The organism is Nocardiopsis sp. TRM 82005, assembly GCF_056312425.1.
In genome coordinates, this window is sequence record NZ_JBWDTQ010000010.1 from 99,950 (window position 1) to 121,448 (window position 21,499).

A 21,499-nucleotide genomic window follows, 5' to 3' on the forward strand; every position below is an offset into this window, starting at 1 on the left:
CTGGCATCCGCAGGGGAGATACCACCAGAGCCAAGGTGGACCCCTTAAAAATCAGTCCACTTCTTCTGGGGAGTCGCCATGCAGTTCCTGGCCCCGCGTCAGCACGTGTCCACCGCCCGCTCCGGCTCCCACCGCACGAACCGGGTCAGGGGCTATGGTCAGGGCCTCGGGGGCGCTCAGGCGCGTTCGACGAATGTCCGCCCTGTCGCGCGACAAGCGGCACCCACCGAACACGCCCTGGTGGAGGCGCGCACCATCCGAGGTGACCGGCGCTTCCTCGGAGCGTTCGCCGCCGCCCTGCGTAAGCGCGCACAGAGCAGCCTCGGCCACCTGCGAGAGATCCATTTCTCTGACGAGGGAGACCAGATACGCCTGGTATCACTGTGGCGCTCCCAAGTGGACCTGAGGGCTTTCGTGGAGGAGGCCCACCGGGACGTACTGGCCCTTCGCGCCCGCAGCGGCGCCTTCCCCGAGGTGGAACGCCTCCTGTGGTGGTCCACCGCCGGGACTCCGGTATCCCTGGAGGAGGCCGGGGATCGCGCCCGGTGGCTGCGTGAGCGCGGTCCCGGCACACACGCGTTCACGCTGGCATCACCGGTCCCCGCTCCGGTCTGAGGGCGTCGTCTCGGGGGCACGGTGCCCCATTGTTCACCCCGTGCACGTGCGCGTGCCCTCAGTGCCCCGCCAAGGAATCCGCGTGGATCTTTGTGGGCTTCCACGGGTGACGCGGCACGCGCTGACCGGCAGAGTCATAGACGCCTCCCTGGCACAAGGACCGGGCCGCCCCAGCGGGATTGGCCGCCGCTGGGCCGGCCCTTCCAGGCACGGCCGCGCCCCTGGACGAGGACGGCATCAGCCGCGTTCCGTACGTCATCGAGGCGAATCGCCCCGGGTAGTCTTACGGATGGACAGAGCCCTCCAGGATGTGGGAGGCGGTAGCGGCCGTGTCAGCACGTGGCGAGGACCCCGAGGTGCCGGAGCCGGTCCCCGACGACCCCTCCAACGACTCCTCCGGCCCCTCCGGTGACGGCCCGGACGAACCGGACGCCCCCAGGGACGGGGACGGGGACAACGGCCGGCGCCGCAGGAGGCGGGGCCGGTCCCGGCTCGCCGTCGCCGCCTCCCTCGCCCTGGCCCTGGTCCTGGTGGCCACCCTCGCGCTGCCCTTCACCCGTGACGGCCTGGTGTCCCTGTGGTGCGATGTCACCGGCGGCGTGTGCCCGGCCGAGGAACTCCCCCCGATCACCGAGGAGGAGAGGACCGACTGGCGGATCCGTTCGGAGCCCGAGGAGGCCGCGCGGTGGGGCAACTACGTGGCCCTGGGCGACTCCTACTCCTCCGGCGACGGCGCGGGCGACTACGAGCCCGGCACCGCCGAGCCCGGCGGCTGCTGGCGTTCGGAGCACGCCTACCCCAGGGTGGTCGACGAGGAGTTCGACTTCGCCGGTGCGCTGGCCTTCTACGCGTGCAGCAGCCACAAGGGCTCTGAGATGCTCGACCAGATCGGCACCTCCGAGTCGCAGATCGAGCGGGTCACCGAGAACACGTCCCTGGTGACCCTGGGCATCGGCGGCAACGATCTGGGCTTCATCCCCGTCCTGCGCACCTGCATGGTGCGGATGCCGCTGCTGGAGAGCAGTGTCTGCGTCGAGCAGGAGGAGGACATCGAGAAGCGGATGGAGGCCTTCGAGGAGACCCTGACCGAGATCATCGGAGAGATCCGCGACCGCGCGCCCGACGCCCGCGTCCTCGTCCTGGGCTACCCGCGCCTGTTCCCCGAGGATCCTCCGAGCATGTACTACACGCTCACCAAGAGCGACCAGCTGTGGTTGAACGGGCTCGCCCAGCGGTTCAACGAGCTCATCCGCGACGTGGTGTACCAGGCGGACGGTGACGTGTACGGCTCACGTGAGACCGGCAGCGTCGAGTACGTGAGCATCTTCTCCGCCCTGAGCGGGTACGAGGTGAGTGCCGAGGACGCGTGGCTGAACGGGATCGTGCTCGGCCAGATGGGCGAGGGCCTGCGCGTGGACCGCGCCAGCTTCCACCCCACCACGCAGGGGCAGTTGTCCATCGCCGACCGGGTGCGCATACAGATCGAGCAGGGCCCCGAACGCGTGCTCTACGTGTCGCGGGAGACCCTGGCCAACGTCGACCCGGACGAGCTGAGGGCGGAGCTGGGCGGTCCGCTCGACCCGGAGCTCAACTCCGAGTCCCCCGAGGCCCCGGAGGCCCCGGACCCCGCCGCCGCTGCCTTCTCCGAAGGCCTAACGGCCCGCCCTGAGCTCCTCCAGCACCTCGGCGAAGCGGTCCAGACCCCAGTTGAGGTCCTCCTCGCTGATCATGAGCGGCGGCGACATCCGCACGGTGGAGCCATGCGTGTCCTTGACCAGGACTCCGTGCTCGGCCAACCGCCCGCACAGCTCCTTACCCGAGGCCAGCGACGGGTCGACGTCGATACCCGCCCACAGCCCGATGCTGCGCGCGGACACCACCCCGTCGCCGACGAACTCCTTGAGGCGGCGCCTGAGTACCTCGCCCAGGCGGCGCGCGTTCTCCAGGTAGGGGCCCTCGGCCAGCATCTGGACGACCGTCCGCCCCACCGCGCCCGCCAGCGGGTTGCCCCCGAACGTGCTTCCGTGCTGGCCTGCCTGGATCACGCCGAGCACGTCCTCGTCGGCGACCATGGCCGACACCGGCAGGATGCCGCCGCCCAGCGCCTTGCCGAAAAGGTAGGCGTCGGGGACCACCCCGGTGTGCTCACAGGCCCGGACGGTGCCGGTGCGGCCCAGCCCGGACTGCACCTCGTCGGCGATGAGCAGCACCCGTTCGCGGTCGCAGACCTCCCTGACCCGGGGCAGGAAGTCCTGCGGCGGCACGATCACGCCCGCCTCGCCCTGCACCGGTTCGATGAGGACCGCGGCGGTGGTCTCGTCGATGGCCTCCTCGATGGCGGCGGCGTCCCCGTAGGGCACCGACCGGAACCCCGGCGTGTACGGCCCGAAGCCCGTCCGGGCCTCCGGGTCCGAGGAGAAGGAGATGATCGTGGTGGTGCGTCCGTGGAAGTTGGCGCCCGCCACGACGATGGTCGCCTCGTTCTCCGGGACGCCCTTGACCTCGTAGGCCCATTTGCGGGCCACCTTGACGCCGGTCTCCACCGCCTCGGCGCCGGTGTTCATCGGCAGGACCTTCTCCTTGCCGGCCATGTCGGCCAGGGCGCTGACCCACGGGCCGAACTGGTCGTTGTGGAAGGCGCGGCTGGTGAGCGTCACCCGGTCGACCTGCCGGTGCGCCGCCGCGAGCAGGTCGGGGTTTCGGTGACCGAAGTTCATGGCCGAGTACCCGGCCAGGCAGTCCAGGTACCTCCTGCCCTCGACGTCGGTCACCCAGGCACCGCGGCCCTCGGCGATCACGACGGGAAGGGGTGAGTAGTTGTGTGCCGACCGTGCCCGTGCGAGCGCGATGTGGTCCGTGCTGGAGAGTTCCTCTCCGCCGGGGTCTCCGGCCGAGTACCGCTGTCCCAGATTCTGGGTGTTGCCCATCTAGCTGCTCCGATCACCGTTGACCGACGTCAGACAAGTGATACCCACCGTCAGGCCCGGTAGCGCCCTCCGGCGGGAGGTCCCCAAGAGTTGAGCAGATGATCCTGTGGACCCACAAGGGGTGAGGCGGATCACCCACTCCGGGTGTGGCCCGAAACTCCGGTGCGAAACCTCCCGCACACCTTCTGAACGGGGCTGCGACGAACAACGTGACCTGCGATAACACCTCCGGTGACGCGCTCCACAGCCCCAGCGGCGATCGAGCACTCCACCGACGGGTACCGTCGCACCAACAGTCACTCAGCCGCCGCGAGCTCCGAGCCGTGGACGGTTTGTCGATTCGTGTCAGGGAGGTCAGGCGTGTCCACCCCCGCGTCCCCGGACGTACCCTTCTCCCTCTCCCGGCTGTTCGCCGCGGTCACCGACGCCGTTCCCGACCGGATCGCCCTGGTCGCGGGCTCCCGGCGGCTCACCTACCGGTCCCTGCACGAGCGCTCGCTGCGCCTGGCCCGGCACCTGGTGGAGGCGGGCGTACGCCCGGGCGAACACGTCGCGGTCCTGGCGTTCAACCGCGCCGAGTGGGTGGAGTCCTTCCTCGGGATCCTGCGCACGGGAGCGGTCCCGGTCAACGTCAACTACCGCTACGTCGCGGGCGAGCTGCGGCACGTCCTGGCCGACTCCCACGCGGCCGCGCTCATCGTCGAGGACTCCCTGGCCCCGACGGTCGCCGGAGTCCGGTCCGACCTGCCCAGGCTCCGGCACGTGGTGCTCGTCGCGGACGGCTTCGCGCGCAGGGCCGAGGGGATCGACTACGAGCAGGCCCTGGCCTCGGCGCCCGGGGACACGGTGCTGCCGCCCACCAGCGGCGAGGACCACTACCTGCTCTACACCGGCGGCACCACGGGCTACCCCAAGGGCGTCCTGTGGCGGCAGGCGGACATCTTCCGCGCCGCGCTGGAGCGCCGGGCACCGGGTACGCCCCGCGCCCGGACCCCGGAGGAGGCGGCCGAGCGCGCCACCCGCTGCTTCCCGCAGCGCATGCTGGTGCTGGGGCCGCTGATGCACGCGGCCGGGCAGTGGAACGCGCTGAGCATGCTGCTGTGCGGCAAGCGGGTGGTGCTGTACACCGACCGCAGCTTCCACCCGGACCGGGTCCTGGAGACGGCGCACCGGGAGGGTGTGCACACCGTGCAGCTGGTGGGCGACGCCATGGCCCGCCCTCTGGCCCGGCACCTGCTCACGGAGCCGGGACTGTGCCCCGAGCTGACATCGGTGCGCTCCGGCGGCACCCCGCTCACCCCGACGGTGCGCGCGCTGTGGCACAGCTGGCGCGAGGACGTGGCCCTGGCCGACTCCTACGGAGGCTCGGAGACCGGCGTGTGCGGTTCGGCCACCGGCGCCGAGCAGGGCGGCGGAGAGGAGCCCGAGGTACTGTCCGGGGCCTCCGACAACCGCAGCTTCACCATGGGCGGCAGTATCGCTGTGTTGGACGCCTCCCTGCGCCCGCTGCCCCCGGGATCGCCCGAGGTCGGACGGATCGCGCGCACCGGCCGGATCCCGCTGGGCTACTACAACGATCCCATCGCGACCGCCCGCACCTTCCCCACCGACGGCGAGGGGCGCCGCTGGGCGCTCTCGGGCGACTTCGGCACCCGTGCGGCGGACGGATCGATCGTGCTGCTGGGACGGGGCAGCGTGGTCATCAACACCGCCGGGGAGAAGGTCTACCCCGAGGAGGTGGAGGCCGCGCTGAAGGCGCACCCCGCGGTGGAGGACGTCATCGTGGTACCCGCACCCGACCAGCGGCTCGGGCAGCGGGTGACCGCGCTGGTCTCGCTGGCCCCGGGCGCCCGGCTGGCGGAGGCCGAACTGCGCTCGTACTGCCGTGTGCGGCTCGCGGGGTTCAAGGTGCCGCGAACCGTGCACTTCGTGGACCGGGTGCGGCGTACGTCGGTCGGCAAGCAGGACTACCGGTGGGCGGCGTCGGTCGCGCAGGTCGACACGACGGCTCCCGACCCGGTCCTGTAGACCCCCGCGCCCCGAGGGTGGGGAGCCTTTCATTTCGGGCACGTAGTCAATATGCTCCTGCTCAGCCGAAACAGGGGTTCGGCACCTTCTGATCAGCCCTCGTCCCGTTCTGCCACCGCTAGACTGACGTCTCCCGGCCCCGGCCTGGTCGGTGCACCGGCCGGTACTGGCGGCCCCCACCGCGTGTCCAGTCGGGACCGTGGATCACGTGGACAACCCCTGACCCACCCTCCACCCGTGCACACGGTGCGCGTGCGGTGGCACCACTAGGACGGAGGATGGCGCCCTCGCCCGGGTTCCGGCCCAGGCGGCGCCCAACAACCCAGATGCCAAAGTCAGTAGGCAGCTACATCTTCAACGCGGTACGCGGCGGCGCCGTGGGAGCATCCGAGGCCCTGCCCGGTATCAGCGGCGGCACGGTCGCCCTGATCACCGGCCTCTACGACAAGCTCATCGGCGGCGCGGGCCACATGGTCAGCGGCATCAAGCGCTACGTCGCCGACGTCCCGCGCGGACGCGGCGGGGAACGGGCGCGCGAGCAGTTCCGCCAGGTGGACTGGAGCGTGCTGCTCCCCGCCCTGATCGGCATGGTCGTCTTCCTGGGTCTGGCCGCCATCCTGCTCGCACCGCTGGTCGAGACCTACTCCCAGTACGCGTACGCGCTGTTCTTCGGCCTGGTCCTGGCCTGCCTGTGGATCCCCTACAGCGGCTCCGGTGAGAAGTGGCGGGCCTGGCACTACCTCGTCGCCCTGGTCTTCGCCGCGGGCGCGTTCTTCCTCACCGGCCTGCCCGGAGCGAACCTGCCCACCCACCCGGTGGTGGTCTTCCTCGCCGGGTCCGTGGCCGTGTGCGCGCTGGTCCTGCCCGGCCTGTCCGGCTCGTTCATCCTGCTCACCCTGGGCCTGTACGAGCCCACGATCAGCGCGGTCGGCGACATGGACGTCGCCTACCTGGCGGTGATCGCGCTGGGCGCGCTCACGGGCCTGTCGGTGTTCGTGAAGATCTTGCAGTACCTGCTGGAGAACTTCCACCACATGACCCTGGTCGTGCTCACCGGTCTGATGGCCGGGTCGCTGCGCGCCCTGTGGCCGTGGCAGACCGAGGACCGCACCGTTCTGCCCCCCACCGACATCCCGGCCACGGTGGTGTTCATGGTGATCGGCTTCGCCGTGGTGTTGGCGGCCGTGGTGTGGGAGCACCGCAAGCGCGGCCAGATGGTGGAGACCGAGCACCACCAGGCACCCACCCGCGTCTGAGGGCCGGGCCCGCCCCCCCGTAGCGGGCCGGTCCCCGTCCGCGGGATACCCTCCCTGGAGAACACCCACGAACGTTTACGGAGCGGGGCCGCGGCGGCGGCCCCCACGGCGCGGGGTGCCGGGACGACGTCCCGGCTGAGAGCACACCCGTCGAACCTGCCCTAGTTAGTACTAGCGAAGGAACGCCCATGAGCGCGTACAACATCGTGTCCGTCGCCGGCAGCGACCCCAGCGGGGGTGCGGGGGTCCAGGCCGACCTCAAGGCCTTCTCCGCGCACGGGACCTTCGGAATGACCGTGGTCACCGCGCTGACCGCCCAGTCCACACGCGGTGTCACGGGGGTCCACGCCGTCCCGGCCGAGTTCGTCACCCACCAGATGGACACGCTCTTCGACGACGCCACCGTGCACGCGGTCAAGGTGGGCATGCTGGGCACCTCCGAGACCACCGAGGCGGTGGCCGAGGCGATCGACCGTCATGCGCTCCCGAACGTGGTGGTGGACCCGGTGATGGTCGCCAAGAGCGGTGACCGGCTGCTGGAGTCCTCCGCCGTCGAGGCGCTGCGCGGCAGGCTGCTGCCCCGCGCGGACCTGATCACCCCGAACCTGCCCGAGGCCGCCGACCTGCTGGAGGAGTCCGAGGCCGCCGACCTGGCGGCGATGCGCGCCCAGGCCGTGCGTCTGCTGGACCTGGGGCCGCGCCGGGTCCTGCTCAAGGGCGGTCACCTGTCCGGTGGGGAGAGCGTGGACATCCTGGTCTCCCGGGAGACCGAGCCGGTGGAGTTGCGCGCTCCGAGGGTGGCCACCCGCAACACGCACGGCACCGGGTGCACACTGTCCTCCTCGATCGCGGCCCTGCTGCCGCAGCGCCCCGACGTGGCCGCGGCGGTCGGGGACGCCAAGGACTACCTGACGGAGGCGATCCGGCGCGCCGACGAGATCGACGCGGGCGGCGGCCAGGGCCCGGTGCACCACTTCCACGCCTGGTGGTAGGAGCGGCGCCCCCGCCACCACCGGAGTCGGCACACGAAGGGGGACCGGCGCGGAGCCGGTCCCCCTTCGCCAGGAGCGGGGTTCGGTCGTGTTCCGGGCCCATCGCGCGACCGGCCGCACCGGTCGGGCGAAGGCACCCGGGAAAACGCCCTCTAGGGAGTGTTTTTCAGAAGGCTTTCGGCTCAGTGAGCGGCCGTCCGGGCCATCTCACGGTGTGCGAAGTCCAGCCTGGTCGTGCTCCACGAGCGCGCAGGCGTAGCGAGAGGCAGTCCGGTGCCGCGGGACACTGGAGCCGAAGGCTCTCCCTTGCGGGTGGTGGGGGGAGACGGGCGGGACCGGAACTATGCAGAAAACACGATCTAACCCCGGACGTCCTCCATGACCGCGTCCGGGTCCCTCCAGTTCGGGTGGTCGAAGAACTTGCGCGTCTCGGCCACGATGACCGGGGACAGCAGCAGGAGCCCGAGGAGGTTGGGCAGCGCCATCAGTCCGTTGGCGATGTCGCTGAACAGCCACACGGAGTCCAGAGTGGCCACCGAGCCGATGAAGATGACCACGATGAACACCAGGCGGTAGGGCGTGACCCACCTGCGGCCGCCCAGGAACTCCACGCACCGCTCGCCGTAGTAGGCCCAGCCGAGCAGGGTGGTGAAGGCGAACACGGCGACCGCGATGGCCACGATGTAGGTGCCGACCGGGGCGAGCCCGGGGCTGAGGTCGCCCAGGCCCGTGGCGACCGCGCTGCTGGTCATAAGGGAGCCGTCCTCCCTCTCCGCCCCCGATGCCTGCCAGGCGCCGGTGGTGATGATGACCAGGCAGGTCATGGTGACCACGATGATGGTGTCGATGAAGGTCTGGGTCATCGAGACCATGGCCTGGCGGACCGGCTGCCTGGTCTTGGCCGCGGCGGCGGCGATGCCGCCGGTGCCCAGACCCGACTCGTTGGAGAAGATGCCGCGGGAGAAGCCCTGCCGGATGGCGAGCATGAGGCCCGCCCCGGCGAAGCCGCCCGCCGCGGACGTACCGGTGAAGGCGTCGGTCACCACGAGCTGGAGCGCGGGCAGGATGCCGGCCCAGTTGACGGCCAGGATGAGCAGGCAGGCGCTGATGTAGAGGAGGATCATGATCGGCACCAGGCCGGAGGCGACCCGGCCGATGCTCTTGATCCCGCCGAGGATGACGGCGCCCGCGATGATGGTCAGCGCCAGGCCCACCATCCACGGCTCCAGCGGCGTGATGTTGGTGATCTGGTCGGCGACGGCGTTGGACTGGGTGCCGTTGCCGATACCGAAGGCGGCGATGGCCCCGAAGATCGCGAACGCCATACCCAGGGTGGTGCCCAGGCCGCCGCGGATCCCGTACTTGAGGTAGTACATCGGTCCGCCGCTCTGCTCGCCCTTGGCGTCGGTGCGGCGGAACTTCACGCCCAAGAGGGCCTCGCTGTACTTGGTGGCCATGCCGATGAGGCCGACGACCCACATCCAGAACAGAGCGCCCGGTCCGCCCACACCGATGGCGAGCGCGGCACCCGCGATGTTACCGACGCCGACCGTGGCGGCGAGGGCGGTGCTCAGGGCCTGGTAATGGGAGATGTCTCCCTGGACGGACACGTCCTCCTTGCGGCGGACGAGGGCGAGCCACAGCGCGTGCGGCAGGCGGAGGAGCTGGAGCAGGCGCAGACGGATCGTGAGGAACAGGCCGACAATGAACAGCAGCGGGATGAGGACGAAAGGCCCCCAGATGATGCCGCTGACGATATCCGCCATTTCGAGGAGTTGGTCCACAGGGGATCTCCCTATCGGTGAGTATGTGGGGATGGGGGCGCTGGTACTTCTGTGCGGGGGGACCCGGCGCCCTCGTAATCACGTCGGCACTGGTGAAAGCCTCGCGATACCGGCAAAGAATCGCACCGGCGCGTAACGAACGAATCACGTGTGTTCCACATGCGTGTTTCTTCGGGAACCAGTGCGCTTGTTCTCGCGTACTCGGGGCCTCAGGCGCCTTCCTCGACCTGGGCCAGGGCGAGTCTACTGAGGGCGTCCGCGGCCTCGGACGGGGACGCGCCCTGTCCCACCGCGATGCCGAGGAGATAGGTGGTGAGCGGTGCGGCGGGCCTGGCCACGGAGTGCGCGGCGTCCCTGGCCAGGTCCAGAACCCGGTCGACGTCCTCCTTTCGGAGCGGCTCCGTACCGGTCAGGTCCAGTTCTCTTCTGACCACTTCCGCCCATTCCGTGAGGGTCACCGCGTAACTCCCTAGAGTGATAGACCAGTTGCGTGTGGCGATCATAACCACCGGAGGACACCCGGCGGACATACGGGCGCACGGGCACCGTCACCGCCCGCTCGATCAACCCATGCCTGGTCTTCGGGCACGGTTCCCCCGCGTCCAAACCGAGGTTCACCCTCCGAGCCTAGCGTCGAAGGCAGCCATCCCCCGGCGTTGGGAGCCACTCGCATGTCCCCGACCAACACCCGCAGGCCGCTTCGCGTGGCCATCGTGACAGAATCCTTCCTTCCGCAGGTCAACGGGGTGACCAACTCCGTGTGCCGGGTCGCCGACCTGCTGGCCGCACGGGGCCACGAGGCCCTGGTGCTGGCCCCGGGGCCGGGCCCCGCCTCCTACGCGGGTTTCCCGGTGGTCCGTATGCCCTCCCTGCCCCTGCCCTTCTACCGGGACTTCTCCGTGGGGCTGCCCGCTCGGCGCACGATGACCGCGGCGATCCGGGCCTTCTCCCCCGACGTCCTGCACCTGGCCTCCCCCGTCCTGCTCGGCTCGACCGCCGTGGACATCGCACGCAGGTGGGCGCTGCCGACCGTGGCCGTGTTCCAGACCGACCTGCCGGGTTTCGCCGGTCGCTACCGCCTGCCCGGCGGTGACGTCCTCTGGTCGCTGCTGCAACGCACCCACGCGGCCGCGGACCGCACGCTGGTGCCGTCCTCGGCCACCATGGAGGCGCTGTCCGCCCGGGGGTTCCCCCGGTTGGACCTGTGGCGGCGCGGCGTGGACACCCACCGCTTCAACCCCGACCACCGCGACGAGGAGCTGCGACGCAGGCTCGCGCCGAACGGTGAGGCCATCGTGGGCTACGTGGGACGGCTGGCCCGGGACAAGAGGGTGGCCCTGCTGGCGCACGTGGCGCGGCTGCGCGGGATCAAGCTGGTCGTGGTGGGCGACGGCCCCGAGCGGGCCGCTCTGCGCCGACGCCTGCCCGAAGCGGTGTTCACCGGTCAGCGCACCGGGGAGGAGCTGTCACGTCTGTACGCGTCCATGGACGTGTTCGTGCACACCGGCGCCGACGAGACCTTCTGCCAGGCCGTCCAGGAGGCCCTGGCCTCGGGGGTCCCTGTGGTGGCACCGGCCTCGGGCGGACCACTGGACCTGGTACTGCCCGAGCACAACGGGTTGCTGTACGCCCCGGACTCGGTGCGCGAACTGCGGGTGGCGGTGGGACGACTGGTCCACAACCGCGGAGTGCGGCGACGGATGGCCCGGTGCGCCCGTCCGTCGGTGGAACACCGCACCTGGGAGACGGTCGGTGAGCAGCTGCTCGGCCACTACCGCGCGGTGATCGCTCCCAGCCGGGAGCTGGCCGCCCGAGGCGTCGGCGCGGGCCAAGAGGTGCGGCGGCGGACATGGTTCCGGCCTCCCCCGGAAGGAGCGACCGGGGGAGGCCGGAAGAGTGTCGCGTCCGCCCCGCCCCCTTAGCGGGGGCGGACGCGGTCCTAGCTGACCGCCTGCGGCGCGGATGCCCGGGACTGCGCGAGGACGGGACCGGGCCTCTCGGCGAGCAGCTCGTCCAGGACCTCGGCGAGGCGGTCGAGGTGGGCTCGGATCCATGGCAGTGTCAGCGGATCGGTGGCGGCGAGCGCGGCGTAACGGCGCTCCTCGGTGTCGCCGTAGAGCAGGCTGGTGGCGACCCGCATGCGCAGGGTCGCGGAACTCTCCCCGAACTCGGCGGCGGGCAGCACGCCCATGCCGAAGCGGTCCAGCAGCAGCCCGGTGAGCTCCGGACCGGTGGTCACGCCGTACCGGGCGGCCAGTTGCTCACGGGCCGGTTCGAAGTCGGGGTAGAGGTAGAACGCCGCCCGGGGCACGGAGACGGCCACACCCGCATGGGTGAACACCCTGGTGACCGCAGCCGCGACGATTCCGTGCAGTCGGCGGCTCCGGTCGATGTGGTCCACGAGTTCGGCGGGTTCGGCGAAGGCGTGCGCGGCGGCCTTCTGGACGGGTGCGGCTGGGCACGACCAGATCTCGCTGGCCACGCCGAGCAGCCCGTCGCGCAGGCGGTGGCCGATCTCGGAGTCGGGCAGGCGCACGACACCGATGCGCCAGCCTCCCAGGGCCAGGTTCTTGCTCAGGCCGGTGGAGATGACGGTGCGCTCGGGCGCGTACTCGGCCGGGCTGTGTACCTCGACGGGCTCCTCGCCCGGGTTGGCCAGGTGGACGAGGTCGCGGTAGATCTCGTCGGAGATGACCACCAGGTCGAGTTCGCGGGCCACCTCGCACAGGCGGCGGACGGTCTCGGCGCTGGCCACGGTACCGGTCGGATTGTCGGGCAGGGTGACGACGACGGCGTTGACCGTACGGCCCTGCTCGCGGGCGGCGGTGACGGCGGCGTGCAGCAGGTCGGGCTGGGGTACGCCGCCCTGGCCGGTGGCAGTGGGGACCATGACGGGCCGCTGGCCCACCAGGCGGCTCTGCGCGGCGTAGCTGACCCAGCTGGGCGCGGCGATCGCCGTGTCGCCGCCGATCTCCAGCAGAAGGCTGTACAGGAGCGGTTTGCTTCCGGGACCGGCGATGACCAGCGCGGGGTCGGTGGGCAGCCCGCGGCGCTCCCAGTACCCGGCGACGGCCTCGCGCAGGGCCCCCGACCCGGCGACCGGACCATAGGCGTTGACACCGTTACCCGCGGTGAGCTGGTCGCGCATGACCGGGTGCACCGGGAGCCCGGCCTCACCGAAGCCCAGGGGAAGCACGCGGACCCCTTGGCGGCGCTTCTCGGCGAGGGCTTCGTTTACGGCGAGGGTCGCGGACACAGTGACGGTCATCGATGACTCATCTCCGGCTTGTCGTGTGCTGCTTGGCCGCACCTGCGGTGACGGCCTGTCTTACACACACCCTGCCCAGCCCTGCCCATCAGCACAAGCGAGTCTTTTCGATGCTTAGCGTAAGATGTTCTTATGCTCGACGTTCGCCGCCTTCAGGTTCTCCGTGAGTTCAGCACCCGGGGCACCATCGCAGCCACCGCGAACGCCTTGGGCTACACGCCCTCGGCGGTCTCCCAGCAACTGGCCACACTGGAGCGTGAGACGGGCGTGGCACTGCTGGACCGCTCCGCGCGGGGCGCCGAACTGACCGACGCCGGACGGCTCCTGGTGGCTCAGGCCGAGGACATCCTGGCGCTGGTGGAGGCGACCGAGTCGGTGCTCGCGGAGCGGTCCGACCTGGCCCTTGGCGTGGTGGTCGTCACAGCGTTCCCGACCGCCGCCGTGGCGTTCGCGCCCCTGCTCGTGCCGCCGCTGCGCCAGCACGAGGAGATGCAGCTGCTGTTGCGCCAGACCCTGATGGCGGCGGGGACCCAGCAGGTGCGCTCCCGAGAGGTGGACATCGCGCTGGTCGACGACTGGTCCGGACAGCACCCGGGGCGCGGGCCTGACAGCGGGTTGCGGCACATCCACCTGATGCGCGATCCGATGGTGCTGGCGGTGCCCGAGGAACATCCGCTGGCCGATCCCACCGTGCCCGTGGTGCTGGAGTCCCTGCTGGGCGAGTCCTGGATCGTGACGCCCGAGAGCGAGCGCTCGCGCTACGGCATGGACAGGCTCATGGCCGAGGTCGGTGGCCTGCCCGCGTCGGCCTGGGAGTTCGAGGGCCTGGGAACGGTTCTGAGCCTGGTGTCGCGCGGCATCGGGATCGCCGCCGTCCCGGCCCTGGCGATGGCGGGCGGACCGGCGGGGCTGGTCTACCGCGGCCTGCCCTCCTCCGCACCCGAGCGGCACGTGTACGCGGTGGTGCGCTCGGTGGCCGCGCGCCGTCCGGCGGTGCACGTGACCCTGGACGCTCTGCGCGACGCCTCCCGGCAGGTGGGTGAGGAGGTCATCGAGGCCACGGTCGCCTAGGGAGTGGCGTGGGCCCTCCCTGCCGCTGACCGGGTGAGGACCGGGTCGGGGTAACCCTGTCGGCCACCGCTTCGACGAGGGCGTGTGCGCAACGACGTGTGGCCCACCGGGGGGCGGGCCACACGTCGAGTGAATCGTGTTCTGTTGTCGGATGGTGTTCGGCCGTTCGGCATCCCGCGGCGTTCACTCCTGGTTTTCCTTGCGGCGCGTCCGGTCGATCCGGCGGCGCAGTCTGCGACAGACATGGAGTGCCCGGTCACGGTCGTCGCGGGCGTTCCACCATCGTGCGTAGGTTTCCAGTCTCCTTTTTCGCAGTGCCTCCAGTTCGGCTTCCATCCGGTTCACCCGGTGTTCCAGATCGATGCGCTCGCGTTCGAACACCGACATGTCGCGCTCATGGAACCCCGCCTCACGTTCAGCGCTGACGAGCCGTTCGGTGAGACCCTCGGCGGCGTTGCCACCACGAGCGATCCGGCGTCGGCCGGACTGTGCACTGATTCCTTCGAACCACACAACATCTGGTGTTTCCTGCATGGGGACAACATCACAGGTCGCTACGCAAAGAATACGGAAAGTGGCAAAGCGTACAAACCACCACAAATAGAACATTTCAGGCGCACCGGAAGGGCAGTGCCACGCCACGGAATGCCCCCGCGACGACCACCGCCCCACGGCGCGCAGGGCGCTCACAGGCCATTTCGGGAACACGAACCGCACCCGGCGGACAGGGCACCCGTGTATCAGCCGACCGTCATGTCACAGTCAACACGCCATCACTCTCGGGGGTACACGGAGCACTCCGTCCACACCCGCGCAGGTGCGGACGCCCGGCCCCGGCCACGGGCCGCCCCGGCAGTGCCCCGCCGAGCACACGCCCGCGCCTCACACCGCGACCGGCCGCCCGGCGGCCTCCCTCCCGGTCCGCAGCGGCACCGGGGACACTCCCCGCAAGCGCGTATAGACGTCCTCGAACCGCCGCAGCGACCGATGGTGGTCGTGCCGCAGCGCGAGCTCCCGGCTGGCCGCGCCCATGGCACGCCGGCTCCCCTCCGGACCGAGCACGAGCAGCAGACGGTCCGCCAGCCGCATGACGTCACCGGGCGGGAAGAGGAACCCGTTGCGCCCCTCCTCCACCAGGTGCGGCAGCGCCATCGCGTCGGCGGCCACCACCGGCAGGCCGGTGGACATCGCCTCCAGGGTGGCGATGCTCTGCAACTCGGCCACGCCGGCGATGGCGAAGGCGTCCCCCGCCGCGTACACCAGCGGCAGGTCCTCGTCCGGCACGAACCCCAGGAAGAACACCCGGTCCGCCACCCCCGCCTCCGCCGCCAGCGCGCGCAGCTCCTCCTCGCGCTGGCCGATCCCCGCCAGGGCCAGCTGGGCGTCCCGCTCCGGCACGATCCCGGCCAGCGCCCGGATCGTGTCGTCGATCCGCTTCTCCTCGTCCAGCCGTCCCACGAACACGATCGTGTCCCGGTCGGGCAGGCCGAGCCTCAGGCGCGCCGCCGCCCGGTCCCCGGCCCGGGGACGGAACCGCTCCAGGTCGATCCCGCACGAGACGGCCTCGACCGTACGGGCGAACCCCTTCTCCCGCAGCAGCTGGGCCGCGCGCGGCGTCGGCGTGGTCACGTGGTCGGCCTCACCGGCCACCCGGACCATGTCCCTCCAGGCCAGCGCCCCCGCCGCCGTCTGCATCGGAGCGGGCACCCGGGCGTGCGCGTACAGGTTGTCCGGCATGAAGTGGTTGGTCAGCACCACCGGGACACCGGCCGCCCGGCCCTTGCGTACCGCCGACCGGCTGAGCGGGAAGTGGCTCTGCGCGTGCACGACGTCGGGGTCCAGGCGCTGCACGAGCCTGGCGATGTGCCCGCCCGTCCCCAGCGGAACGGCGGCGCGCATGCTGGGCTGGAAGGGTATGGGGGCCGAACGCATCCGGTGCTCGGTCACCGCGCCGTTGACCGTCACGTACGGCTCGCCCCTCTCGGAGGGACACACCACGTGGACCCGGTGCCCCCGTTCCGCCAGTCCTTCGGCCAGGCGGCTGGTGAAGTACCCGGCGCCGTTGACGTCGGGCGGATAGGTGTCGGTGGCGATCAGGACACGCAGCGGCCGGTCGGGCTGAGCCATGGTGGAACTCCTTCGTTCAGCGTGTGGGAGCGCGGGAGGTGGTTTCGGTGTGCCCGGGGCTCCTCGGGGCCTCGGGGTTGCGGTGGCGCGCCCGCGCCAGCGCGACGGTCCCGGCGACCGCCAGGCCGGTGAAGGCCAGCGCGCCCAGCTGGGTGGGAGGGCTCCCCGGTGCGCCCTCCCCCAGGAGCAGGGCGCCGATGGCCACCCCGACCACCGGATCGGTGACCAGGAGGGTCGCGTAGGCGGCGGAGAAGTGCCCGGTCCGGTAGGCGTTCTGCATCAGCAGGGCACCGAAGACACCGGTGACCAGGGCGAGCGGGGCCAGCCAGCTGGCCAGGCTCGTCCAGTCCTCGTGTGCGTTGGCGGTGAGGACCCGCGCCAGTCCCGATGTGGTGCCCATGGCCGTCCCGCCCGCGAGGGAGAGCAGGATGGCCCGGGCCGCGCTGTTCATCCAGTGCGCGGTCAGGTGGACGAGGGCGCCGGCGCCGAGGGCCGCCCCGGTGAGGAACAGCGCCACGCCCGTGGTCATGGCGGGGGTGTCGGCGGTGTGCGGAAACAGGGAGAGCACTCCGACGAGGCCGACCATGACGGCGGCCCCGGCGATGATCCGGGAGAGGCCGACCCTGTGCCGGTTGAACACGGCCGACAGCACGATGGCGAAGAGCAGGCCGGTCACGCCGATGGGCTGGATGATGGTCAGCGGAGCACCGCTGAGGGCGACCAGGTGCAGGAGCGAGCCGAGGACCGCGGCGGCACTGCCGATCACCCAGCGGGGCTGGCGGAGCAGGTGCAGCAGGAAGCCCGCGCGCGCCACCTGGCTGCCCGGAGCGCGGACGGCGTCACGCTCCTGTAGGGCGGAGCCGAGTGCCAGGGCGAACGCCCCCGCGACGGCGATGAGGACCGAAAGCAGCATCAGCGCCACCGCCCGGTGCTCCTCGCGGACGTCCTCCGTCTCCCCTGCATCGCCGCATCCCCTGACGCTCGGCCTCGGCCCGCGGCACCCCGGCCGCGGTTACGGCCACAACGGTACGGAGAGGCGTCACGGCGGGGCGATAACGCCAGCCCCCGTCCGTGGGTGGTGTTCACCCGACCCCGGCCTTCCGTCCGGGGGTGGTGTGGGCACCACTCCCGGACGGAGGGCCTCCACTTCCGCGCGTCCGCCTCACCGCGGTTTCGGCCCCGCTCCACCGACCCGCCCCGCTCCTCACCGCCTCCCCGAAAGGGCGGGCCCAGCAGGGAGGGGTCCGGGTCGGCAGCGGGTAGGGGGATGTCCCGATACGACCGGGCCCAACGACCGATAGTCCTCAAGGGTGCGTCTCCGCGGAAGCTCGTGACACTATGTCCGGTATTGGTCTAGACCGGATAGGAGCAGTCCCCGTGCATGACACCTCCCCCTTCTCCAGCCGTCCCGTTATCCCCCGTCCCATCACGGCGGTCGAGGGCGACACCGGGGGCCTCGCCCTCACCGCATCGACCAGGGTCTCCGCCGATCCCGAAGCTCGGGGCACGCTCATGTGGCTCCAGCGTGAACTCGGGACGGCCACTGGCCTGCCCCTGGCCACCGGTGACGAGGCCAGCGCCCAGATCCGGTTGAGCGTGGACGCCGAGGCGGGCCTGGGCCGCGAGGGATACCGGTTGATAGTGGACGGTGAGGGGGCCATCGTCGTCGGCAACGACCCCGCCGGGGTGTTCTACGGCGCGCAGACCCTCCGACAGCTGCTTCCCGCCGACGCCTACCGCGACGCCCCGCTGGGCGGCACCGAGTGGACCCTGCCCGCGGTGAGCGTCACCGACGCGCCGCGCTTCCGTTGGCGGGGCGTGATGCTGGACGTGGCCCGCCACTTCGTACCCAAGCGCGAGGTGCTGCGGTTCATCGACCTGATGTCCATGCACAAACTCAACGTGCTGCACCTGCACCTGACCGACGACCAGGGCTGGCGTGTGGAGATCCTCCGCTACCCGAAGCTGACCGAGGACGCCTCCTGGCGGACCGAGAGCCAGCTGGGCGCCACCGATCCGCCGGTGTTCGACAACCGTCCGCACGGCGGCTTCTTCACCCAGGACGACATCCGCGAGATCGTCGCCTACGCCGACGCACGGCATGTGGCGGTCGTTCCCGAGATCGACGTTCCCGGCCACTCGCAGGCCGCCATCCACGCCTACCCCGAGCTGGGCGAGAGCGGACGGATCCCCGTGGGCACCCAGTGGGGCATCTTCGAGGAGGTGCTCGCGGTGACCGACGGTGTCCTGGAGTTCTACCGGAACGTCTTCGACGAGCTGATGGAGCTGTTCCCGAGCACCTACGTCCACGTGGGCGGCGACGAGTGCCCCAAGGCCCAGTGGAAGGCGAGCGAGTCCGCGCAGAAGCGGATCAAGGAACAGGGGCTGGCCGACGAGGACGAACTACAGAGCTGGTTCATCCGCCAGCTGGACGAGCACCTGACCTCACGCGGCCGCCGCCTGGTGGGATGGGACGAGATCCTGGAGGGAGGGGTCGCGCCCGGGGCGACCGTGATGTCGTGGCGCGGGGAGGAGGGCGGTATCGCCGCTGCCCGTGCCGGGCACGACGTGGTCATGAGCCCCACCCGCACCTCCTACCTGGACTACAGGCAGTCGGAGTCCCCCGACGAGCCGGTCAAGGTGGGAACACTGCTGCGGGCCGAGGACGTCTACCTGGCCGAACCGGTGCCCGCCGACCTCACCGAGGAGGAGGCCGGGCACGTCCTGGGCGCGCAGGTGAACGTGTGGACCGAGCACATCGACACACCGCGCAAGCTGGACTACATGGTGTTTCCGAGGTTGTCGGCCTTCGCCGAGCAGGTGTGGTCGACCGGGGATCGCGACTACGCCGAGTTCGAGCCGCGGTTGAGGCGGCACCTGGAGCGGCTCGACGCGGCCGGGGTGGAGTACCGCCCGCTGGACGGGCCGCGCCCGTGGCACACCCGTCCGGGCGTCACCGGCTGGGGCTGACGGGCGGAGGGCTCCTGACGCGGACCAACCGCGGGCCCGGCCCCGACCGGTCACCGGCCGACTGTCCGTGAGGGCTCAGAAGTAGGTGGCCACCGCGTCCACCACGGTGTCCCCGTCGTCCACCACCGGGATGACCTTCCAGCGGTCGAACGCCGTGCACGGGTGCGAGACCCCGAAGGAGACCAGGTCGCCGGGGCTGACCTCCAGCCCCGGCGGGACGCTCAGGTAGGCGTGGTGGTCGTTGAGGTCGGTCACCTCGAGGCCCCGCGCCGCCACGGTGCCTCCGTCCGCGCGCCGCAACCGGCGCGGGACCGGGAAGCCCTGGTCGTAGTTGGCCTCGCGGCGGCCCAGTGCGGCGATCGCCGACCCGTCCTCCGGGGTGGAGATGATCTGCGCCCACAACTCCAGTGCCCCGGTCAGTGCCCCGGGCCCCTCAGGCAGGCGGCCGTAGGGGGTCGTGCGCTGGTAGAGGCCGTCGTCATGGGCCACGTAGGCGCCGCTGCGCAGGATCGGGACGATGTCCTCACGGCCGCCGACCTCCTCGGCGACCAGGTCGAACCACGCGCTGCCGCCCACTGACAGCACCGGTCGCCGCAGCCCGTGCTCGGCGGCCAGGGCCCCGGCGTCCCCGACCAGTTCGCGCAGGAACCCGCGGACGCCGTCGGCGCCGCCGGCCGGTGCCTCGTAGCCCGCGGCTCCGGCCAGTTCCAGGCCGGGCGCCTCCGCGACGGCGCGGGCCACCGCGAGCACCTGTGCACGGGTGCGGCAGCCGGTGCGCCCGCCGGGGGTCCCGCGTTCGACCATCACCCGCAGGGGGCGGCCGCCGGGCCGGTCGGCGGCCCCCGCGGCGGCCGCCACACCCTCGGCGGAGTCCACGTAGAACAGGAACTCGAAGCCGGGGTCCCGGTCGAGTTCGGCGGCCACCCAGCGCAGCACTCGGCCGTCCAGCAGTTCGTTGGCGAGCAGGATCCGGCGCACGCCGAACCGGCGAAAGTCCAGGACCTGGTTGGCGGTGGCTGCGGTGATCCCCCAGGCGCCCGCGTCCAGTTGGCGCTGGATGAGGGCCGGCGCCATGGAGGTCTTTCCGTGTGGGGCGAACAGCAGCCGGTGGCGCGCGGCGAAGTCGGAGAGCGCGGCGATGTTGCGCTCCAGCGCGGAGGCGCGCAACACCATCAGGGGCCAGGTGAAGGGGCCGGTGAACAGGTGGTCGCGGCGGGCCGCGAACTCCTCCAGGGTGATCGGTTCGCCCGTCCACCACAGGCCCTTGGTACGCCAGTCGACATGTTCCCGGGGGATGGCCAGCCGGTCGCTCACGTGGTGTACGCCTCCTGCTTCAGTGTCCCGCCCCGGGAATGCCTCGGTGGTGCCTCGCCCGGGGCGGGGCCTCGGTGTGGGCCGGGCCGATCATCCCACCGGTCCGGACCGATGGCCAGGACGCGGTCAGCCGAACACGGACAGAGGCGGCTTGGTGATACTGACGGTGGGCCGCGCCTCCGCGCGGTGGGCGTCGATGGCCTCCTGCCCCACGTCGGGGAAGTCGGTGATGAACCCGTCGACCCGCCACTTGAGGACGGTGTCCATACGGGGCCGTTCGTTGATGGTGTAGGGCATGATCTCCAGCCCCTCGTCGTGCACCCGCTCGACGTACGCGGAGTCGATGGTGGTGTGGTTGGGATTGATCATCTCCGCCCAGGTGAACTCGGAGATCCGGCTCTCCGGGACCCGGCCGAGCAGGGCGTGCGGCACGGACGGCAGCAGGTCCTTGGACCGGCGTACCGACCCCCAGTCGAAGCTCTGCACGACGACGCGGTGGGACCTGCCGGACAGGCCTGACTCCAGCCATTCCTCGCGCTCGGCCAGCTCGGTGGCGATCTCCTTCTCCACACCGGGGTAGAGCTCGGGCTCCTTGAGTTCCAGGAAGAGGCCGAGATCCAGGGCCTCCATCCGGTCGAGGGCCTCCGCGAAGGTGGGGACCACCTCGCCCTCGAAGGAGGCGTCGAACCACGATCCGGCGTCGAGCCGCCGGATCTCGGCCATGGTGAAGTCCCTGATCCGGTAGGGACTTCGGTCGGGGAAGACGTCCTCCACGTCGGTGGTGCGTTCCAGGGTGGTGTCGTGGGACAGGACGAGGACGTCGTCCGCCGTGCGCTGGACGTCGACCTCGACGGCCTCGGCCCCGAGCCGGTGAGCTGTGTCGAGGGAGGCGATGGTGTTCTCGGGGGCGTGTCCGGCGGCTCCCCGGTGGGCGACTGCGGTCAGATGCCGTCCGGAGGGCGAGTACTCGACGGATATGTGCCTGTCGTTGTTCGGCCCCGAAGGCTCGGGGGCCTGTGCTGCGGACGATGGGCTCGCGCTGACGGCGACGGTGAACGATACGACTGCGACGACGATCCCGATGCGCTGCACCGGACCTCCCAAGTGCGCGTGAACTGGGCGACTGCCCCCAGACTGAGTGCGCCTG

The 21,499-nt window shown here is 71.1% G+C and carries 16 protein-coding genes, 1 pseudogene and 1 riboswitch; of the genes and pseudogenes, 8 read left to right on the forward strand and 9 right to left on the reverse strand.

Going from position 1 to position 21,499, the window contains the following annotated elements; all coding sequences use genetic code 11:
• Window positions 1-78: 78 nt before the first annotated feature.
• Together AC0T5L_RS06910 and AC0T5L_RS06915 are read left to right on the forward strand one after the other, a co-directional pair.
• Complete coding sequence (locus AC0T5L_RS06910; RefSeq protein ID WP_476164544.1) at window positions 79-615, forward strand: DUF3291 domain-containing protein; 537 nt, start codon at window positions 79-81, stop codon at window positions 613-615.
• Between the two features lie 329 nt (window positions 616-944).
• Window positions 945-2,234 (forward strand): annotated as a pseudogene (locus AC0T5L_RS06915) (SGNH/GDSL hydrolase family protein); the annotation flags it as partial.
• Window positions 2,235-2,267: 33 nt separating this feature from the next.
• Here the strand turns inward: AC0T5L_RS06915 and rocD are convergent.
• Window positions 2,268-3,542 (reverse strand): ornithine--oxo-acid transaminase, encoded by a 1,275-nt coding sequence (gene rocD / locus AC0T5L_RS06920; RefSeq protein WP_476164545.1) that lies wholly within the window; start codon window positions 3,540-3,542, stop codon window positions 2,268-2,270.
• A 360-nt stretch (window positions 3,543-3,902) separates the two neighbouring features.
• On the opposite strand from rocD, the gene AC0T5L_RS06925 reads away from it, so the two are divergent.
• The 3 genes from AC0T5L_RS06925 (at window position 3,903) to thiD (ending at window position 7,818) form a co-directional block, all read left to right on the forward strand.
• Entirely contained in the window at window positions 3,903-5,570 is a 1,668-nt protein-coding gene (locus tag AC0T5L_RS06925; protein WP_476164546.1) for an acyl-CoA synthetase, read from the forward strand.
• A 326-nt stretch (window positions 5,571-5,896) separates the two neighbouring features.
• Window positions 5,897-6,826 carry a DUF368 domain-containing protein gene (locus tag AC0T5L_RS06930; RefSeq protein ID WP_476164547.1) on the forward strand — a complete coding sequence of 310 codons (930 nt, stop codon included), beginning with the start codon at window positions 5,897-5,899 and terminating at the stop codon, window positions 6,824-6,826.
• A gap of 101 nt (window positions 6,827-6,927) precedes the next feature.
• A riboswitch (TPP riboswitch) is annotated at window positions 6,928-7,026 on the forward strand.
• Window positions 7,015-7,818: a bifunctional hydroxymethylpyrimidine kinase/phosphomethylpyrimidine kinase gene (gene thiD / locus AC0T5L_RS06935; protein ID WP_476164548.1), complete on the forward strand. Its 804-nt coding sequence runs from the start codon at window positions 7,015-7,017 to the stop codon at window positions 7,816-7,818. It overlaps the preceding riboswitch by 12 nt.
• A 359-nt stretch (window positions 7,819-8,177) precedes the next feature.
• Here thiD and AC0T5L_RS06940 read toward each other — a convergent pair whose 3' ends face one another.
• The gene (locus tag AC0T5L_RS06940; RefSeq protein ID WP_476164549.1) at window positions 8,178-9,602 is read right to left on the reverse strand and encodes an alanine/glycine:cation symporter family protein; all 1,425 of its coding nucleotides are present in this window, start codon (window positions 9,600-9,602) and stop codon (window positions 8,178-8,180) included.
• Between the two features lie 209 nt (window positions 9,603-9,811).
• Entirely contained in the window at window positions 9,812-10,060 is a 249-nt protein-coding gene (locus AC0T5L_RS06945; protein WP_476164550.1) for a DUF6457 domain-containing protein, read from the reverse strand.
• Window positions 10,061-10,273: 213 nt separating this feature from the next.
• Between AC0T5L_RS06945 and AC0T5L_RS06950 the strand changes: the two genes are divergently transcribed.
• Window positions 10,274-11,524: a glycosyltransferase family 4 protein gene (locus tag AC0T5L_RS06950; protein WP_476164551.1), complete on the forward strand. Its 1,251-nt coding sequence runs from the start codon at window positions 10,274-10,276 to the stop codon at window positions 11,522-11,524.
• 17 nt (window positions 11,525-11,541) lie between these two features.
• Here the strand turns inward: AC0T5L_RS06950 and AC0T5L_RS06955 are convergent, their stop codons facing one another.
• Complete coding sequence (locus AC0T5L_RS06955; protein WP_476164552.1) at window positions 11,542-12,870, reverse strand: pyridoxal phosphate-dependent aminotransferase; 1,329 nt, start codon at window positions 12,868-12,870, stop codon at window positions 11,542-11,544.
• 132 nt (window positions 12,871-13,002) lie between these two features.
• Between AC0T5L_RS06955 and AC0T5L_RS06960 the strand changes: the two genes are divergently transcribed.
• Window positions 13,003-13,941 carry a LysR family transcriptional regulator gene (locus tag AC0T5L_RS06960; RefSeq protein WP_476164553.1) on the forward strand — a complete coding sequence of 313 codons (939 nt, stop codon included), beginning with the start codon at window positions 13,003-13,005 and terminating at the stop codon, window positions 13,939-13,941.
• A 183-nt stretch (window positions 13,942-14,124) separates the two neighbouring features.
• Here AC0T5L_RS06960 and AC0T5L_RS06965 read toward each other — a convergent pair whose 3' ends face one another.
• From AC0T5L_RS06965 to AC0T5L_RS06975, 3 genes are all read right to left on the reverse strand, one after another.
• Entirely contained in the window at window positions 14,125-14,454 is a 330-nt protein-coding gene (locus AC0T5L_RS06965) for a hypothetical protein (RefSeq protein WP_476164675.1), read from the reverse strand.
• 369 nt (window positions 14,455-14,823) lie between these two features.
• The gene (locus tag AC0T5L_RS06970; RefSeq protein WP_476164554.1) at window positions 14,824-16,068 is read right to left on the reverse strand and encodes a glycosyltransferase; all 1,245 of its coding nucleotides are present in this window, start codon (window positions 16,066-16,068) and stop codon (window positions 14,824-14,826) included.
• A gap of 16 nt (window positions 16,069-16,084) precedes the next feature.
• Entirely contained in the window at window positions 16,085-16,990 is a 906-nt protein-coding gene (locus AC0T5L_RS06975; protein ID WP_476164555.1) for a DMT family transporter, read from the reverse strand.
• A 455-nt stretch (window positions 16,991-17,445) separates the two neighbouring features.
• Here AC0T5L_RS06975 and AC0T5L_RS06980 point away from each other — a divergent pair, with 455 nt between their 5' ends.
• On the forward strand, window positions 17,446-19,038 hold the full coding sequence (locus AC0T5L_RS06980) for a beta-N-acetylhexosaminidase (protein WP_476164556.1): 1,593 nt from the start codon (window positions 17,446-17,448) through the stop codon (window positions 19,036-19,038).
• Between the two features lie 75 nt (window positions 19,039-19,113).
• Here AC0T5L_RS06980 and AC0T5L_RS06985 read toward each other — a convergent pair whose 3' ends face one another.
• Together AC0T5L_RS06985 and AC0T5L_RS06990 are read right to left on the reverse strand one after the other, a co-directional pair.
• On the reverse strand, window positions 19,114-20,352 hold the full coding sequence (locus tag AC0T5L_RS06985) for an alanine racemase (protein WP_476164557.1): 1,239 nt from the start codon (window positions 20,350-20,352) through the stop codon (window positions 19,114-19,116).
• Between the two features lie 126 nt (window positions 20,353-20,478).
• The gene (locus AC0T5L_RS06990) at window positions 20,479-21,444 is read right to left on the reverse strand and encodes a glycerophosphodiester phosphodiesterase (protein ID WP_476164558.1); all 966 of its coding nucleotides are present in this window, start codon (window positions 21,442-21,444) and stop codon (window positions 20,479-20,481) included.
• Window positions 21,445-21,499 lie beyond the last annotated feature (55 nt).